General features: G+C 48.9%; 17 tRNA genes. All 17 read left to right on the forward strand.

The annotated features are described in order from the left end of the window. The first annotated feature begins 1 nt into the window (after window position 1). Window positions 2-90, forward strand: a tRNA-Leu gene (locus tag LQ611_RS13775). Window positions 91-99: 9 nt separating this feature from the next. Further along, window positions 100-173, forward strand: a tRNA-Arg gene (locus tag LQ611_RS13780). Window positions 174-191: 18 nt separating this feature from the next. Continuing rightward, a tRNA-Pro gene (locus tag LQ611_RS13785) sits at window positions 192-265 on the forward strand. Window positions 266-290: 25 nt separating this feature from the next. Then, window positions 291-366 (forward strand) — tRNA-Ala (locus LQ611_RS13790). Window positions 367-386: 20 nt separating this feature from the next. Further along, window positions 387-460: transfer RNA gene (locus LQ611_RS13795), tRNA-Met, on the forward strand. Window positions 461-495: 35 nt separating this feature from the next. Next, a tRNA-Ile gene (locus LQ611_RS13800) sits at window positions 496-569 on the forward strand. Between the two features lie 12 nt (window positions 570-581). Next, window positions 582-674, forward strand: a tRNA-Ser gene (locus LQ611_RS13805). Window positions 675-700: 26 nt separating this feature from the next. Beyond that, window positions 701-774: transfer RNA gene (locus LQ611_RS13810), tRNA-Met, on the forward strand. A 13-nt stretch (window positions 775-787) separates the two neighbouring features. Next, window positions 788-863 (forward strand) — tRNA-Asp (locus tag LQ611_RS13815). A gap of 20 nt (window positions 864-883) precedes the next feature. Further along, window positions 884-956 (forward strand) — tRNA-Phe (locus tag LQ611_RS13820). Window positions 957-970: 14 nt separating this feature from the next. After that, window positions 971-1,046 (forward strand) — tRNA-Thr (locus LQ611_RS13825). A 6-nt stretch (window positions 1,047-1,052) separates the two neighbouring features. Next, window positions 1,053-1,136, forward strand: a tRNA-Tyr gene (locus LQ611_RS13830). A gap of 18 nt (window positions 1,137-1,154) precedes the next feature. Beyond that, window positions 1,155-1,228 (forward strand) — tRNA-Trp (locus LQ611_RS13835). A gap of 2 nt (window positions 1,229-1,230) precedes the next feature. Then, window positions 1,231-1,303, forward strand: a tRNA-His gene (locus LQ611_RS13840). A gap of 15 nt (window positions 1,304-1,318) precedes the next feature. Then, window positions 1,319-1,390: transfer RNA gene (locus tag LQ611_RS13845), tRNA-Gln, on the forward strand. A gap of 6 nt (window positions 1,391-1,396) precedes the next feature. Further along, window positions 1,397-1,471, forward strand: a tRNA-Cys gene (locus tag LQ611_RS13850). Window positions 1,472-1,602: 131 nt separating this feature from the next. Then, window positions 1,603-1,687: transfer RNA gene (locus tag LQ611_RS13855), tRNA-Leu, on the forward strand. The last annotated feature ends 126 nt before the right edge of the window (window positions 1,688-1,813 follow it).

Here is a 1,813-nt window from a genome sequence, read left to right on the forward strand (position 1 = left end):
TGCCGGGGTGGCGGAACTGGCAGACGCACAGGACTTAAAATCCTGCGGTAAGTGATTACCGTACCGGTTCGATTCCGGTCCTCGGCACCATATTAATATGCGCCCGTAGCTCAATTGGATAGAGCGTTTGACTACGGATCAAGAGGTTAGGGGTTCGACTCCTCTCGGGCGCGTAATGACCATTTTGGTTACGGGAAGTAGCTCAGCTTGGTAGAGCACTTGGTTTGGGACCAAGGGGTCGCAGGTTCGAATCCTGTCTTCCCGACTCTTTAAAAATTTACATATTAAATGGGGGCTTAGCTCAGCTGGGAGAGCGCCTGCTTTGCACGCAGGAGGTCAGCGGTTCGATCCCGCTAGTCTCCACCATTTAAAAATAATACCATTATGGCGGCGTAGCTCAGCTGGCTAGAGCGTACGGTTCATACCCGTGAGGTCGGGGGTTCGATCCCCTCCGCCGCCATTAAAATTTTCAATATGATACATATTTTAAATTTTGGACCTTTAGCTCAGTTGGTCAGAGCAAACGGCTCATAACCGTTGGGTCGCAGGTTCGAGTCCTGCAAGGTCCATACTTATATATTGGAGGAATACCCAAGTCCGGCTGAAGGGATCGGTCTTGAAAACCGACAGGGGCTTAACGGCTCGCGGGGGTTCGAATCCCTCTTCCTCCGCCATTATATTTGTAACTTAATATTATTATCGCGGGATGGAGCAGTTCGGTAGCTCGTCGGGCTCATAACCCGAAGGTCGGTGGTTCAAATCCGCCTCCCGCAATAGCTTTAATGATGGTCCCGTGGTGTAGCGGTTAACATGCCTGCCTGTCACGCAGGAGATCGCGGGTTCGATTCCCGTCGGGACCGCCATTTTTTAAAAATCAATGTATGGCTCAGTAGCTCAGTCGGTAGAGCAAAGGACTGAAAATCCTTGTGTCGGCGGTTCGATTCCGTCCTGAGCCATCTTTTAACTTTTTGCCGGCCTAGCTCAACTGGTAGAGCAACTGACTTGTAATCAGTAGGTTGGGGGTTCAAGTCCTCTGGCCGGCACCATCTAACGGAGGGGTAGCGAAGTGGCTAAACGCGGCGGACTGTAAATCCGCTCCTTCGGGTTCGGCAGTTCGAATCTGCCCCCCTCCACCATTATTATTTTAATTTAATAGGGGCATAGTTCAACGGTAGAATAGAGGTCTCCAAAACCTTTGGTGTGGGTTCGATTCCTACTGCCCCTGCCATGGCGGCTGTGGCGAAGTGGTTAACGCATCGGATTGTGGTTCCGACACTCGTGGGTTCGATTCCCATCAGCCGCCCTTATTTTATATTAATGGGCTATAGCCAAGCGGTAAGGCAACGGACTTTGACTCCGTCACTCGCTGGTTCGAATCCAGCTAGCCCAGTAGTCTGGCGGCATAGCCAAGTGGTAAGGCCGAGGTCTGCAAAACCTCTATTCACCGGTTCAAATCCGGTTGCCGCCTCCATTAATAACTTTGCGGGAGTATTTCAACTTTTAGAATACATTCCTTCCCGGAATGAGATATAGGTGTAAGTCCTATCTTCCGCTCCATTTATTTCTTCCATTGGGAAGATTTTTTTGTAGGATTTTTATTAAGCCGGTGTGGTGGAATTGGCAGACACGCGGGACTCAAAATCCCGTGTCCGTCGAGGACGTGTCGGTTCGAACCCGACCACCGGTATATATAATTAATGAAAAAAGTCTTAAGCTAATCGCTTAAGCCTCAGACTGTGGACAAACTGAACTTAAATTTATAAGTTCAGTTTGTTTTTTTATATGGATTAATATTTTCCACTAAAATCATGAT

Source organism: Mammaliicoccus sp. L-M44 (assembly GCF_022386355.1).
In the GTDB taxonomy this organism is placed as follows: Bacteria; Bacillota; Bacilli; order Staphylococcales; family Staphylococcaceae; genus Mammaliicoccus; species Mammaliicoccus sciuri_A.